The sequence below is a fragment of the Streptococcus constellatus subsp. constellatus genome, assembly GCF_023167545.1.
Classification (GTDB): domain Bacteria; phylum Bacillota; class Bacilli; order Lactobacillales; family Streptococcaceae; genus Streptococcus; species Streptococcus constellatus.
Window position 1 is genome coordinate 125,036 of the sequence record NZ_AP014647.1, and the last position, 13,541, is coordinate 138,576.

Sequence of the window (13,541 nt, forward strand, 5' to 3'; positions counted from 1 at the left end):
AAACGGGCTTTCCTGATATAATAAATAGAATGGAGGCGTTATGGCACTAAAAAGAGCAAGTCTGGCGTGCACGGTTTGTGGATCGAGAAACTATTCAATTAAATTGAGTAGTACGCCAAAACCAAAACGTCTGGAAGTAAATAAGTATTGTAAACATTGCAGTAAATATACAATTCATAAAGAAACTAGATAGGAGAAAGTTGTGAAATTCATCAGAGATACATTTCAAGTGTTAAAAGATACAACTTGGCCAACTAGAAAGCAAAGCTGGATAGATTTTATCTCAGTCATGGAATACACCGCTTTCTTTGTTGTTATTATTTATCTTTTCGATCTCTTTGTTACAAGAGGTTTAGTACGATTGTTAAATATCTTTTAATTTTTAACCTGCTTGCTATTTGTCAAGTAGGTTTTTATTGTAAAAAATAGCAGTTAAAAGGTTGCATTGGCTATTTTTGTGGTATAATAGGGCTAGAAAGAAACCGAAGCCCACAGGCTTTTTTATTTAGGAAAGGAAGAACTCATGGACAGTTTTGATAAAGGCTGGTTTGTTCTGCAAACCTACTCGGGTTATGAAAATAAAGTAAAAGAAAATCTTTTGCAACGTGCGCAAACCTACAATATGTTGGAAAACATTTTGCGCGTGGAAATCCCAACACAAACGGTACAAGTAGAGAAAAATGGAAAAACGAAAGAAGTTGAAGAAAATCGTTTTCCAGGTTATGTCTTGGTAGAAATGGTGATGACAGATGAAGCGTGGTTTGTCGTACGGAATACACCAAACGTAACCGGTTTTGTCGGTTCACACGGAAATCGCTCTAAACCAACTCCGCTTTTGGAAGAAGAAATCCGTCAAATTTTGATTTCAATGGGACAAACCGTTCAAGAATTCGATATTCATGTGAAAGTTGGCGATACTGTGCGTATCATTGATGGAGCTTTTGCAGATTATACAGGTAAAATCACCGAAATTGACAACAACAAAGTTAAAATGATTATCTCTATGTTTGGCAATGACACGGTTGCAGAAGTAAATCTGAATCAAATTGCAGAGCTATAATTCCTTGAAAAACATAAAAAGGGTTGGGAAAAATTTCCAGCTCTTTTTATATGCTATTTTAGCTTACTTACAAGTTTTGATATTCTCGCTAAGAGCTTATGCTCTTGATAATGATAGATTTCTAGTTGTTGAAAACGAATACATAATTCTTTGAAAATGTTATAATAAGGATTGATAGAACAAAAAAATCATCTTTAAGGAGAAGTTATGAAGACTATTTTTGAAAATCAAGAAGTCAAATTGAACCGTAAAAATGGAAGTACGGTCATTGTTAGAAATGATGGTTTTTCTTATCTAGATGCAAAAAGTGAAAAGAAAAATCTGAATATTTCATTTGATAAAGTTTCTACTATCTTGTCACTTCGTTATTGTAACTCTAATTCAAGTTATAATCTCATTTTTCGAGATAAGAATGGAAAGAATATGGCTGAATTTGATACAGATACCACCATTTACAATAATGGCCATAACATTTTAGAAACGAAAGCAATCCTACTGGCTTTTGCAGCAAGTAAACTTACAAAAGATTTCCCAAATAACCTAAGGGATCTTGATATAACACTGGCTTTTAGCATGAAAGAAAAAGAAATCCGTATTGCCAGTGGTATCATTTATGGCTCAAAGCATAAAATTAGTATTGAAGATATTCGTAGAGTACAATGTGTAACAAATGGTACGATTTCAAATCTTGCACTGTACAAAAGTGATAAAAAGACATTTTGGGATATGCCTGATATGAAGGTTCCTTGTAATGAAATTACTTTACCTTTATTTGAAGCGATTGTTACTAAAAATACAGGGAAGGGAATAGATTTCAGTCGTGGAAACGGTTTTGATCAAAAGACTTCTGAATTTATGATTATTCGTTACATGGATGCTAACTTTTTTGTCAATAGTGATGGAACTCTTGATAAAGAATGGCAAAAACAAATCTATGATAGAATGAGTGCATACAAATATGACCTTGCAACTTTATTAGAATGGGTATTGTAGATTGAGAGTATAATTTTTACATATAAGTTGCTTTGTAGAGATAGAAAAAGGGAATAAAATGAACTGTAGTCAGCTATTACAGTAAGCAATCCGTACAGAATTACGTGAATAAAATAGAAGCGGTCAGCGATGTCCGCTTTTTATGTATAAACAAAATAAAGTGTTACCAAATAGATAGCCTCAAATTTATTCCCAGATTAGTTTCAAAGTAAAACAAAAAGCCTGATTTCACAGGCTTTTTGTTCGGTTGATTCCTGACAGGTCAGGTATTGAAAGGCGGTAGACGGATTTGAACCGACGATCAAGCTTTTGCAGAGCCGTGCCTTACCACTTGGCTATACCGCCACAACTTTTACTATTTTATCGTAAAAAATCATTTTCGTCAAGAGTGTAGATTTGTTTCTATCGGTAAAATTGTAGTGCTTCATCATCTAAGATTAAACTCTAGAATAAACAGATGGAGATTGAGAAGACTATAAAAAAGCAGAATACCTCTTGTAAAATAGAAGAACTTTTGATATGATAGTAGATGTCGTGTAATCGGCAAATACTCATTTCAGATGAATTGTGAAATTGTTGCCTACGGGTGATTTTGCAAGTTGAAATCTGAAAGAGGAAAAAAACAAAAAGGAGATCTTACTCATGGCAGTAATTTCAATGAAACAACTTCTTGAGGCTGGTGTGCACTTTGGTCACCAAACTCGTCGCTGGAACCCTAAGATGGCGAAATACATCTTTACAGAACGTAACGGTATCCACGTAATTGACCTTCAGCAAACTGTAAAATTTGCAGATCAAGCATACGACTTTATGCGCGATGCTGCTGCTAACGATGCGGTTATCTTGTTTGTTGGTACGAAAAAGCAAGCTGCTGATGCTGTAAAAGATGAAGCAGAACGTGCAGGTCAATACTACATCAACCACCGTTGGTTGGGTGGAACTCTCACTAACTGGGAAACGATCCAAAAACGTGTTGCTCGTTTGAAAGAAATCAAACGCATGGAAGAAGACGGAATTTTTGACGTGCTTCCTAAGAAAGAAGTCGCTCTTCTTAATAAACAACGCGCTCGTCTTGAAAAATTCTTGGGTGGTATCGAAGAAATGCCTCGCATCCCAGACGTAATGTACGTTGTTGATCCACATAAAGAACAAATCGCTGTAAAAGAAGCTAAGAAGCTTGGTATTCCAGTGGTTGCGATGGTCGACACGAATACAGATCCAGATGACATTGATGTGATTATTCCAGCAAATGATGATGCTATCCGCGCTGTTAAATTAATCACTGCGAAAATGGCTGATGCGATTATCGAAGGGCGTCAAGGTGAAGATAACGTTGAATCAGTAGAAGTAGAATTAGCTGCAACTGATACACAAGCAGATTCTATTGAAGAAATCGTTGAAGTTGTTGAAGGCTCAAACGAATAATCAAGTAACGAACCTATGGGGCGGGGCCTAGCCCTCCCCTTTTTATTCAATCAAATCGTAATATCTTAATTGGAGGATCAAAATGGCAGAAATTACAGCTAAGCTTGTAAAAGAATTGCGTGAAAAATCTGGTGCTGGTGTCATGGATGCTAAAAAAGCACTTGTAGAAGTAGATGGCGATATCGAAAAAGCAATCGAATTGCTTCGTGAAAAAGGTATGGCAAAAGCTGCTAAAAAAGCAGATCGTGTTGCTGCTGAAGGATTGACTGGTGTCTATGTGAGTGGCAATATCGCTGCTATCGTTGAAGTGAATTCAGAAACAGATTTTGTAGCAAAAAATGCTCAATTTGTTGAATTAGTAAACGAAACGGCTCAAGTGATTGCAGAAGGCAAACCAGCGAACAATGAAGAAGCACTTGCTTTGATAATGCCTTCAGGAGAAACACTTGAAGCTGCTTATGTTAGTGCAACTGCTACAATTGGAGAAAAAATTTCATTCCGTCGTTTTGCAGTTGTTGAAAAAGCAGATGATCAAGTATTTGGTGCATACCAACACAATGGTGGACGTATCGGAGTTATTACTGTTCTTTCAGGTAGTGACGAAGATCTTGCAAAACATGTAGCAATGCACGTTGCTGCTATGAAACCGTCTGTTCTTTCATACAAAGAATTGAGCGAAGAATTTATCCATGATGAATTGGCTCAAATGAACCATAAAATTGACCAAGACAATGAAAGCCGTGCAATGGTTGGTAAACCAGCACTTCCACACTACAAATTTGGTTCTAAACTTCAATTGACAGATGAAGTAATTGCACAAGCTGAAGAAGATATTAAAGCAGGTCTTGCGGCTGAAGGTAAGCCAGAAAAAATCTGGGACAAAATCATCCCTGGTAAGATGGATCGCTTTATGTTAGATAACACAAAAGTCGACCAACAATATACACTCTTAGCCCAAGTTTATATTATGGATGACAGCAAAACTGTTGAAGCATTCCTTGAAAGTCAAGGGGCTACAATCGCTAGCTTCACACGTTTTGAAGTAGGTGATGGTATTGAAAAAGCTGCCAATGATTTTGAATCAGAAGTAGCTGCTACAATGGCTGCTGCACTTGGACAAAACTAAACCAGCCAATCCACTATCTAGAATTTAAAATAAGTAAAAAGGTTAGAGAACTAAGTCTGTTCTCTAACCTTTTCTAGTCCCATTTGCTATTATTTTACAATTCGTTTCGTGAATCCTTTGTGTGAAATGACTAAGTCTACAAAGATTAAAACAACTAAGGAGATAAGTAAATAAGTAATTTCAGAGTAGGTGAAAGCAATTCGATAAGTTTGTGTAAAAAGAATAGCAAAAACACTGGTAACAACAATGGCTAAATCAATTGTCCATTTTGTTTTGGGTTTTATTGAAGACGGTTCAAATAAAAACGGGGCAAATAAACAGGCGACTAATGTGGCGACTTGAACATCTACATAGTCAGCAGAAATAATTGTAAAAAAGAATAAAGTTGAAAACAACCAAACCAGTATATGACGTGTATATTTGAACCAATCCATTTTCATTCATTTGGCCTCCTTTTATTGATATCGTCAAATTTTCATCTATATTATAACGCTTTAAAATTAAAAGGCAAGCGTTTACACTTGAATTGTTGCTGATAGATAAGCTTTTTCACTTGCTTGAATAATCAGACTTTTCAGTTTTTCATTTAACTCTTTTTCTTTTAAAAAGAGAAGAATTTCGGTATAATATTAGTCAAAGATAGTCAATGTCAGTTGTGGGTAGTTGTTTATAGACTGAGACCAAAAAGAAAGGAGTTGTCATGAGTAATAAAAATACATCAGATAATATTGAAGAATATATTAAAGCTCTTTTGGCACAGGCAGGGATTGCGGAGCTGAAGCGAAGTGAGATTGCAGATGTTTTTCAGGTTGTTCCTAGCCAGATAAATTATGTAATAAAGACGCGCTTTACGGAGAGTCGTGGCTATGTTGTTGAAAGTAAGCGTGGTGGAGGAGGCTATATTCGGATTGGTCGAATTGAATTTTCCAATCACCATGAGTTGCTTTGTGATTTGTTGCATAGCGTTGGTGAGCAGATTAGCCATCAGGTCTTTACAGATATTATTCAGCTGTTATTTGATGAACAGATCATGACAGAACGAGAAGGGAATCTTCTTTTAGCAACGACAACAGACAGGGTGTTGGGGACAAATGCTGCACAGATTCGTGCGCGGATGTTAAAGAAAATTTTACAGCAAGTTGATAGAAAAGGGAAAAACTAATATATGAAACATTCAAAAGCTTTGACAGAAAGTATTGAATCAGCACAGCTATTAGCAAGTCATTTTGAAACGGATTATTTAGAGTCTTGGCAGCTGTTGATTGCTATGGCAAATAATCCTTATAGTGTTGCTGGTTCAGTTTTAAATGATTATCCACTTGAAATTGATGATTTTGAAAAGGCGGCTTTTCATATCACGGGGAAAGTCTATCAACAAGAGGGAGCTTTTACTATTTGGCCGTTTTCTTATCGCATGAAAGTGTTATTTTTGACTGCTGAACAAATTGCAGAGGCGGTTCATGCCAAGAACCTTGGGACAGAGCATGTGTTGCTAGCTATGTTATTTGACCGAGGAAGTTTGGCAGCGCGTATTCTTGAATTTATTGGTTTTAGTTACGAAGATAAAGAAGGTGCTCTACGCATGACAGATCTTCGGAAAAATTTAGAGCATAAGGCAAGCTGGAATAAAGAGGATTTAAAGGCGATTCGTCACCTAAATAAAAATGCTGCAGCAACAAGACAAACGATGGCTAATATGATGGGAATGCCTCCTGCAACCAGTGGCGGACTAGAAGATTATACTCGTGATCTAACTGAAATGGCTCATATGGGCCTTTTAGAACCGGTCATTGGGCGGGATAAAGAGATTTCTCGCATGCTTCAGATTTTAAGTTGCAAGACGAAAAATAATCCAGTTTTGGTAGGAGATGCAGGAGTTGGGAAGACAGCATTAGCCCTTGGTTTGGCGCAACGTGTGGCAGCTGGTCAAGTTCCAAATGAGCTTGCAAAGATGAGAGTTTTAGAGCTAGATTTAATGAATGTGGTGGCTGGAACTCGTTTTCGTGGTGATTTTGAGGAACGGATGAAGAATATTATCAATGATATTGAAGCAGATGGACATGTCATTCTTTTCATTGATGAGCTTCATACTATTATGGGGTCGGGTAGCGGGATTGACTCGACATTAGATGCAGCGAACATTCTCAAGCCAGCTTTGGCCAGAGGGACACTCAGAACGGTCGGCGCAACGACACAAGAAGAGTACCAGAAATATATTGAAAAGGACGCAGCTCTTTCACGGCGCTTTGCTAAGGTTGCTATTGAAGAGCCAACAGTAGCTGATAGTATTGCGATTTTACAAGGGCTAAAGAAAACTTATGAAGATCACCACAAGGTCGTGATTACGGATTCGGCCATTGAGACGGCTGTTAAGTATGCTTATCGTTATCTAACAAGCAAACATCTACCGGATTCGGCCATTGATTTGCTAGATGAAGCCGCTGCAACAGTACAAAATAAAGGTCCGCAAAATCACGTAAAAGCAGAATTAAGTGCAGCAGACGAGGCTTTAATGGCAGGCAATTGGAACAAAGTTAGTACGTTGTTGGAGAAAGAGAGTCAGCCGATTGTCTATAAATTAAGGGTGAAAGACGAGGATGTTTTGGCAACGCTCAGCAGTTTATCAGGTATTCCCGTGCAAAAGTTGACGCAAACAGATGCGAAGAAATACCTCAATTTAGAAAAGGAACTGCACAAGCGGGTCATTGGGCAAAATGAAGCAATTTCTGCTATTAGTCGAGCGATTCGGCGCAATCAATCCGGTATCCGCACTAGCAAGCGTCCAATTGGCTCCTTTATGTTCTTAGGGCCAACCGGAGTCGGAAAAACTGAGCTAGCTAAGGCTTTGGCAGAAGTTCTCTTTGATGACGAAACAGCACTGATTCGTTTTGATATGAGTGAATACATGGAAAAATTTGCTGCCAGTCGCCTCAATGGAGCGCCTCCAGGTTATGTTGGTTATGAAGAAGGGGGCGAATTAACTGAAAAAGTTCGCAATCGTCCGTACTCTGTACTCCTCTTTGATGAGGTAGAAAAAGCACATCCTGATATTTTCAATGTGCTTCTCCAAGTCTTAGATGACGGGGTGCTGACAGACAGCAAGGGGCGTAAGGTGGATTTTTCCAATACCATTATCATTATGACCAGCAATCTTGGTGCGACAAGTTTGCGGGACGACAAGACGGTTGGTTTTGGAGCACGTGATGTTCACTTTGATCATGAAAGCATGGAAAAACGGATGATGGAAGAGCTCAAGAAAAGTTATCGTCCAGAATTTATTAACCGAATTGATGAAAAGGTTGTTTTTCACAGTTTGACTAGCGAAGACATGCAGGAAGTGGTGAAAATTATGGTGCAACCGCTCATTTCTAGTCTTGCAGAAAAAGGAATTAAACTCAAATTCCAGCCGAGTGCTTTGAAGCTTCTAGCTCAAGAGGGCTATGATCCTGAAATGGGAGCTCGTCCATTGCGTCGAATTCTACAAACTCGGGTGGAAGACCATTTATCAGAATTACTTTTAGCAGGTGAGCTAAAAACGGGACAAAGCTTGAAAGTCGGTGTCAAGGCTGGAAAATTGAAGTTTGAAGTGCTCTGAGTTTTTATTCGAAGCATTCATCAGGGAATAGATAAGGTATTTTAATATGAACATTCGTGAAATGGTAGAAGCAGATTACGACCAAGTTTACCAATTATGGCTGTCATGTGCAGGTATGGGCTTAAATCATTTGGATGATTTTAAGGAGGGAATTGCACAGTTTCTAAAAAGAAACCCTCAAACTTGTCTGGTAGCAGTAGAAAATCAACTAATTCTTGGAGCGATTTTAGTTGGCTTTGATGGTCGAAGGGCGTATATCTATCATACAGCTGTTCATCCGCATTACCGTAGGAGAGGGATTGCTCGACAGTTGGTTGAAACAGTTTTAACTGTCTTAGATGAGTTGAAAATTCATAAGGTTGCCTTGGTTGTCTTTAAAAGGAATGTAGAAGGAAACAAGTTTTGGGAGAAATTAGGATTCTCTGTTCGAGAAGATCTCATTTACCGCAATCAACCAAGGACTGAAATGGTTCGGCTGGATACCTAGTAGAAATGACTAATAAAAAACATCAATCATTTAGGAATAATTTCCCAGATGATTGGTGTTTTTTTAATGTTTAAACTTGTAGCAATTCTTCAATTTCTGCAAGGCTGTTGGCTTGGGAAATAGCGCTGCGGAGTTTGGCAGCTCCTGCCGTTCCGCGGAGGTAATGAGGTGCTAAGCCACGAAATTCTCTAATGGCGATATGCTCGCCCTTGAGGTTAATTAGACGTTTCAAATGATCGTAAGCGACTTGCATTTTATCCTCAAAGCTGAGATCAGGCAGGATTTCTCCTGTTTCAAAATAGTGGTTAATCTGATGAAAGAGATACGGATTGCCCATAGCAGCGCGCCCAATCATGACAGCGTCAGCACCGACTTCTTCTATACGCTGTTGAGCATCTTGAACAGTACGAATATCGCCATTGGCAATAAAAGGAATCTTGGTTAAGGCTTGCGCAACATTGTGGAGGGTTTCAAGATCAGCGTGCCCAGTGTACATCTGCTCGCGTGTACGACCGTGCATAGCAAGAGCCGCCACACCAGCAGCTTCAGCTGCAAGGGCATTTTCCACAGCTAGTGAGGCATCTGCCCAACCAGTACGCATTTTCACGGTCAACGGAATATCTAGAACAGAACGAACTTTATTGATAATAGAATAGATTTTTTCTGGATCTTTGAGCCATTTTGCTCCAGCTTCGTTTTTGACAATTTTATTGACAGGACAGCCCATATTGATATCCACAATATCTGTTTGGGTATTTTCTTGGATAAATTCGGCAGCGCGCGCCAAACTATCTTCGTCACTCCCAAACAACTGAATGGAAACGGGATGTTCTTCTTCGTCAATATGCAACATATGGAGTGTCTTTTTGTTATTGTATTGAATGCCCTTGTCTGAGACCATTTCCATGACGACAAGTCCTGCGCCAAGCTCTTTTGCAATCGTCCGAAAAGCTGAATTGGTGACGCCTGCCATGGGAGCAAGAACAGTCCGGTTGGGAATTTTTACATCACCAATCAAAAAAGCGGTATTAAGATTTGTCACGAATGAGTTCCTCCAAGTCTTTTTCGTCAAAATGATATGTGCTTTGGCAGAATTGGCAAGTGATTTCAGCGCCGTGGTCTTCATCTCGCATTTCTTCAAGATCTGACTTAGGTAGGCTTGAGAGGGCATTTAAAAACCGTTCTTTGCTGCAATCACATTGGAAGCGGAGCTCTTCTTCTGACAAGCGTTTGTAGGGTTCGTTGCCATAGATAGCTGAAAGCAAGGCTTCAATATGGTTTTCAGATTCCAAAAGTGTTGAAATAGCAGGCATTTCTTGGATTCGTTTTTCAAAGCGGGTGATTTCTTCTTCTTTGGCACCAGGGAGAACTTGCAAGAGAAATCCGCCAGCAACCTTGACCTTGTCGTTGGTATCTAGTAGTACATTCAAGCCAATGGCTGAAGGAGTCTGTTGACTTTCTGTTAGATAGAATGCAAGGTCTTCTCCAATCTCACCAGAAACGAGTGGAGTCATAGAATGATAAGGATTTCCAGTTCCATAATCCGTAATAACGAGAAATTCGCCATTTCCAACGAATGGTCCAACCAACACTTCACCTGTTGCAGTTTTTTTAATGTCCACACCGGAATTTTGCACATAGCCTTTGACAGTACCTTTTGTATCTGCGACGGTGATAATCGCACCAAGGGAGCTTGTCCCTAGTACTTTGACGGTGATTTTTGTATCTCCTTTTTCGTTTGCGGCAAGGATTTGACTGGCAATGAGTGTGCGACCTAACGCTACGGTTGAGCTAGCAAGGGTCTGGTGTTTTTCCTGAGCTGTTCGAACAGTTTCGGTACTATCTAGTACATAAGCTCGGAAAGCTCCGTTTTCTGAAATAGTTTTAATAATCTTATCCATACCTTTTATTGTAACATAAAAAAGAAAAGGGAGCGGGACAAAAATCAGTATTTCGTAAGAAAGTGACTTTGTTGTCCTGCCCCGCACCATTGACGAGGTTGGTCATTATTTACATAGCAAAGAGTTAGTGCTATATACTGTTACTTTGTTTGGATGAAACAGCATACCACAAGAGTTTATTTTTGTATTACGTCTATGTTTCAGCTCGTTATGTTTCACTTGTAGTCGGTTTATCCACTTCTTTTTGGATTTCTTTTCCCTGATTTAGCAAAGCTTGGATAATTTTTTGGTCGCGTAGTTTAACAGAGTCATTAATGGTTTCAGCGGATTTGATTACAGTTGCTTCAAGGAGAGCGCGTTTTTCCCGCCCTTTATCAATGGCAGAGATGATTCCTTGGTTTTGAGCGACTAAGCTTTCAGCTAATTTGGTAACGGATTCGACAGCGATTGTTGGATTTTGGGAAATCCTCTCCATTTGTGGAATGATTTCTTTGCTGGTTTCAGCTAGCATTTGCAGCGCTGCATTGTTGGCATTAGAAATAGCGTCTGCTACTTGACCAGATTTCATTGATTGCTGCAGGATTCCTAGTTGAGCGATAGAGAGCTTCATAGTCGGAATGGTATTGCGACGGAGCATGCCAAGTTTTTGGCGCATATCAGAAGATACTTTTACGAGATTACGCATTTGCGGGGTAGTGGCCCAAGCGACATATAGACGGCTGATGTATTCTGTATGTTGTTGTTCCAATGTATTAACAACCTCAGTTAAGCGAGCCAATTCTTGTGATTTGGTTTGGTAATCGAGAGTGGCAGTATCTAATTGTGCCACCTCATTTTGAAGAGTCGAGGCACGCGCACCAGCTTCTTTTTGAGTGGCTTCGATAAAGGAAATGACACCGACTAGATTTTCAATGGATTTGGTGTTATCTTCAATTAACATTTCGGCAGAAACGATATTTCGTGCGAGCAGATCTTCTTGCTTGACGACAGTGGCAGCCATACTATCCATTTTTTGCTCAATATTTTGTGAATCAAAATAGAACTCTTGCAAGGTGTTCTTACTTTGTTTAAAGAGTTTTTCTAAAAAATTTGGCTTTTTATCTAGTTCTGCAATTTGAGTATCCTTATATTTAGCAACAAAACCATTTAACTCTTTGTTGGTGTTTTTTAACAATTCATCTACTTGTGGGATTTGAAGTTTCTTTTGTTCGGCTAAAATGCGATTAACAGTATTATTAACTTCTTCGACTGCAGCCTGCCCAAAATCTAAAAGAGTATTTTGATCGGAAATAAAGTTATTTAGCAGCTGAGGGACTTTTGCTATGATCGCATCTTGTTGTTCAGGAGTTAATTTCTCCAAAAAGTTCATCTGTCCGTTTGCTTGTGTTTCGGTTGATTCGATGATTTCAGTAGTTCTGTCTGTTTTGGAAATGGCATTATTAGCGATTTTGTCGATGTCAAAGTTAAATTCTTGGCTCATAAGGTCTCCTTTTGATGGTTATAGTTCGGTATTGGGTTCTTTTTTACTTAAAATCCTCAAGCTGATATCAAAATCTCGTAGATCTGCTTCATTGAGTTGACGGAGTGTTTCATCCAAGTCTAAATCAAACTGCTCAATAGCTGCTTTGGCGCTAGAAAGTCGTTCTTCTGCATTATAAAAATCTTTCGGTGAAGTCTTGATTTTTAGGTAGCCTTCCAAAATATCCTCATAATGCTCCATTTGAGACTGATGGATCGCAGTTAATTCTTCCTTGTTGTTGCTTTCTGACTGAGAAATTTTCTTGAGAATCGCTTCGTGGTCGATTTGAATATTGTGAATAGTTTCAAGTAATTCAGGTGCTAATTCCTCCAAGTTTGATTTTAAACTTTCGGAAGTTTGAGCGCGAAGATTGTGTAGTTGCTCATGGATATCGGTTGTTACATTTTGCACTTTCCGTTGAATTCGCTGGTAAATTTCAGGCGAGATATATTTTTTTAAGGTGTCAGCTCGGCCTTGAATATAACTCAATTGAGGCAAGAGCTGGTCAGCTAATTGTTGGTAATTTGCATAAGATTTTTCTTTCAGATAATTGTCCAGCTGTTTGATTCGACTATCTGCAGCTCTGATTTCCTGTTTCAAATCTTCAATTTGCTGACTGGCGCTGGGCTCTGTGATTTTTTTCGGTTTATGAGTTGCATAGTAGTAAATTCCGTAGCCTATGCCGATGGAAAGAAGGATTGGAATGAGGTACTGTATAATAATACCAACTGCGATAAGAATAAGCAGTATACCGATCCATCTTCTAGAACGTACATTGTTATAATTTCTTCTGGGCATAAATTATCTAATCCTGTTTCTTCTGAAATTTCTAAGTCTATTTTAGCATAAAAATGTATAAAAGACGGTACTGAATGATATGTTTAATAAAAAGTTTAGTTGAGTATAAGCAGAGGCTAGCAAGATTTTTCAAAAAATTCTTGACTTCGAGTTGACTCTAAGGTATATAACGAAAATATAACTGTTTCATCTTTTTAATAGAGAAAGGGGAAATAAGATGAAGGCAGCAGTATTTGTGAAGCTGGGGAGAATGGAAGTATAGGAAGTTGCGCGTCCAGGTGCTATTGTCGGACGAGTCGGCGTACCTCATACAGGAGACATCAATATTGGTGACTATTGGATGGTTAACTTGGCAATGGCTGGCGGACCAGCTTCTTGCACCACTTATGACAAAGAAGTCTTGCTAAAAGCAGTTCTAGACGGTCAAATCAATCCTGGAAAAGTGTTCACTCAATCTTACAAATTGGACGAGATTGACCAAGCCTACAAAGACATGGCTGACAGAAAAACGATTAAAGCTATGATTGTGATGGAGTAAGAGCGGTTCCTATTTTTGCAATTCAATCTCAATTTAATGAGCGGTCGACGACATTGTCTCGATCACTTTTTTATCGTTTGCATTTTTGCCCCAAAGTTC

At 38.8% G+C, this 13,541-nt stretch carries 14 protein-coding genes, 1 tRNA gene and 1 pseudogene; 10 read left to right on the forward strand and 6 right to left on the reverse strand.

From position 1 onward, the window contains the following. Positions 1–40: 40 nt before the first annotated feature. The 4 genes from rpmG (at position 41) to SCSC_RS00660 (ending at position 2,053) form a co-directional block, all read left to right on the forward strand. Positions 41–193, forward strand: coding sequence for a 50S ribosomal protein L33 (rpmG, locus tag SCSC_RS00645; protein WP_020997544.1), 153 nt, complete (start codon positions 41–43; stop codon positions 191–193). A gap of 9 nt (positions 194–202) precedes the next feature. After that, positions 203–379 (forward strand): preprotein translocase subunit SecE, encoded by a 177-nt coding sequence (gene secE / locus SCSC_RS00650; RefSeq protein WP_003071100.1) that lies wholly within the window; start codon positions 203–205, stop codon positions 377–379. A 144-nt stretch (positions 380–523) separates the two neighbouring features. Then, positions 524–1,060, forward strand: coding sequence for a transcription termination/antitermination protein NusG (gene nusG / locus SCSC_RS00655; RefSeq protein ID WP_003071098.1), 537 nt, complete (start codon positions 524–526; stop codon positions 1,058–1,060). Between the two features lie 207 nt (positions 1,061–1,267). Beyond that, a complete protein-coding gene (locus SCSC_RS00660; RefSeq protein WP_003071095.1) occupies positions 1,268–2,053 on the forward strand; it encodes a hypothetical protein in 786 nt (261 codons plus the stop codon). 274 nt (positions 2,054–2,327) lie between these two features. Here the strand turns inward: SCSC_RS00660 and SCSC_RS00665 are convergent. Further along, positions 2,328–2,398: transfer RNA gene (locus SCSC_RS00665), tRNA-Cys, on the reverse strand. Positions 2,399–2,695: 297 nt separating this feature from the next. Here SCSC_RS00665 and rpsB point away from each other — a divergent pair. After that, entirely contained in the window at positions 2,696–3,478 is a 783-nt protein-coding gene (rpsB, locus tag SCSC_RS00670) for a 30S ribosomal protein S2 (RefSeq protein ID WP_006269699.1), read from the forward strand. An 82-nt stretch (positions 3,479–3,560) separates the two neighbouring features. Further along, positions 3,561–4,604, forward strand: coding sequence for a translation elongation factor Ts (tsf, locus tag SCSC_RS00675; protein ID WP_006269703.1), 1,044 nt, complete (start codon positions 3,561–3,563; stop codon positions 4,602–4,604). Between the two features lie 89 nt (positions 4,605–4,693). Here tsf and SCSC_RS00680 read toward each other — a convergent pair whose 3' ends face one another. Further along, positions 4,694–5,044 carry a hypothetical protein gene (locus SCSC_RS00680; RefSeq protein ID WP_003071086.1) on the reverse strand — a complete coding sequence of 117 codons (351 nt, stop codon included), beginning with the start codon at positions 5,042–5,044 and terminating at the stop codon, positions 4,694–4,696. Between the two features lie 260 nt (positions 5,045–5,304). On the opposite strand from SCSC_RS00680, the gene SCSC_RS00685 reads away from it, so the two are divergent. Genes SCSC_RS00685 through SCSC_RS00695 form a run of 3 tightly spaced genes read left to right on the forward strand, consistent with a single transcriptional unit; the run spans position 5,305 to position 8,686 of the window. After that, entirely contained in the window at positions 5,305–5,766 is a 462-nt protein-coding gene (locus SCSC_RS00685) for a CtsR family transcriptional regulator (protein WP_006269722.1), read from the forward strand. Between the two features lie 3 nt (positions 5,767–5,769). Continuing rightward, complete coding sequence (locus tag SCSC_RS00690) at positions 5,770–8,199, forward strand: ATP-dependent Clp protease ATP-binding subunit (RefSeq protein ID WP_006269705.1); 2,430 nt, start codon at positions 5,770–5,772, stop codon at positions 8,197–8,199. Between the two features lie 46 nt (positions 8,200–8,245). Then, a complete protein-coding gene (locus SCSC_RS00695) occupies positions 8,246–8,686 on the forward strand; it encodes a GNAT family N-acetyltransferase (RefSeq protein WP_006269712.1) in 441 nt (146 codons plus the stop codon). Between the two features lie 70 nt (positions 8,687–8,756). Here SCSC_RS00695 and dusB read toward each other — a convergent pair whose 3' ends face one another. The 4 genes from dusB to SCSC_RS00715 all read right to left on the reverse strand — a co-directional run bounded on the left by dusB (position 8,757) and on the right by SCSC_RS00715 (position 12,904). Then, a complete protein-coding gene (dusB, locus tag SCSC_RS00700) occupies positions 8,757–9,728 on the reverse strand; it encodes a tRNA dihydrouridine synthase DusB (RefSeq protein WP_006269716.1) in 972 nt (323 codons plus the stop codon). Next, positions 9,715–10,587 carry an Hsp33 family molecular chaperone HslO gene (gene hslO, locus SCSC_RS00705; protein ID WP_006269717.1) on the reverse strand — a complete coding sequence of 291 codons (873 nt, stop codon included), beginning with the start codon at positions 10,585–10,587 and terminating at the stop codon, positions 9,715–9,717. The genes dusB and hslO overlap by 14 nt, the downstream gene beginning before the upstream one ends. 208 nt (positions 10,588–10,795) lie before the next feature. Beyond that, positions 10,796–12,067, reverse strand: a complete 1,272-nt coding sequence (locus SCSC_RS00710; protein ID WP_006269710.1) for a toxic anion resistance protein — start codon at positions 12,065–12,067, stop codon at positions 10,796–10,798. Positions 12,068–12,085: 18 nt separating this feature from the next. Beyond that, positions 12,086–12,904 (reverse strand): hypothetical protein, encoded by an 819-nt coding sequence (locus SCSC_RS00715; RefSeq protein WP_006269727.1) that lies wholly within the window; start codon positions 12,902–12,904, stop codon positions 12,086–12,088. Positions 12,905–13,166: 262 nt separating this feature from the next. Between SCSC_RS00715 and SCSC_RS00720 the strand changes: the two are divergent. Then, positions 13,167–13,442: pseudogene (locus SCSC_RS00720) on the forward strand (alcohol dehydrogenase); the annotation flags it as partial. Positions 13,443–13,541: the final 99 nt, after the last annotated feature.